Origin of the sequence: Streptococcus sp. GMD1S, from assembly GCF_000296875.1 — a bacterium.
GTDB lineage: Bacteria > Bacillota > Bacilli > Lactobacillales > Streptococcaceae > Streptococcus.
Genome location: NZ_AJQY01000158.1, coordinates 1 through 1,176 on the forward strand (window position 1 = coordinate 1; position 1,176 = coordinate 1,176).

Annotated in this window: 1 pseudogene; it reads left to right on the forward strand. The window is 49.8% G+C overall.

From position 1 onward, the window contains the following. A pseudogene (locus tag GMD1S_RS12330) lies at window positions 1–1,176 on the forward strand (accessory Sec-dependent LPXTG-anchored adhesin); the annotation flags it as partial.

Below are 1,176 nucleotides of genomic sequence, written 5' to 3' on the forward strand. Positions count from 1 at the left end.
TAACGAAAAAGGTGGGCTCTCAAATCAAGCGATTACGGTAGATGGGGTTGCTCCAGATGGGACTGTTACTCTTACAATTGCAGGGGAGATGTTCACCAAACAAGCAACGGTGAGCTCGACTAGTGTAACCTTTACTGCAAATGAGCTGAAGAAGGTATATGATCGTAATGGAGGACGACTTCCTAGTGGACCGGTGACTGCAAGTACGACAGTGGATGGTTTGGTTTCAGATACATTTAATGGACAAATCACGCCAAATCAAGCGTCAATTTCAGTAAGTAATAGCCAGTCTGCTTCAGCAAGTGCAAGTCAATCAGCCTCAGTAAGCTCCAGCCAATCTGCATCATTGAGTGCTAGTCAATCCGCCTCAGTAAGTTCAAGCGAATCTGCATCTGTAAGCTCGAGTCAATCCGCTTCAGCGAGCTCGAGTCAATCTGCATCATTAAGTGCAAGTGAGTCAGCATCAGTAAGTGCTAGCCAATCCGCTTCAGCGAGTGCAAGTCAATCAGCATCAGTGAGCGCAAGTCAGTCTGCCTCAGTAAGCTCGAGTCAATCTGCATCATTGAGTGCCAGCCAGTCAGCTTCGGTAAGTGCCAGCCAATCCGCTTCAGTAAGTTCGAGCCAATCCGCTTCAGTGAGTGCCAGCCAGTCTGCGTCCGTAAGCTCAAGCCAATCCGCTTCAGTGAGCGCAAGTGAATCAGCATCATTGAGTGCAAGTCAGTCTGCTTCAGCGAGTTCGAGTCAATCTGCATCTGCAAGTGCAAGTCAGTCAGCGTCAGTGAGCGCAAGTCAGTCTGCCTCAGTCAGCTCGAGCCAGTCTGCATCATTGAGCTCTAGTCAATCCGCTTCAGTAAGCACAAGCGAATCCGCCTCAGCCAGCTCAAGCAAATCTGCATCAGTTAGCTCAAGTCAGTCAGCTTCAGCGAGTGCAAGTGAGTCAGCCTCAGCGAGCGCGAGCCAATCCGCTTCTGTAAGTGCGAGTGAGTCAGCTTCAGTCAGCTCGAGCCAGTCTGCATCATTGAGCTCGAGTCAGTCAGCTTCAGCGAGTGCAAGCCAATCCGCTTCAGTAAGTTCGAGCCAGTCAGCTTCATTGAGTGCAAGCCAATCAGCATCTGTAAGTTCAAGCGAATCTGCATCTGTAAGTTCAAGCCAATCCGCTTCTGTAAGTGCGAGTGA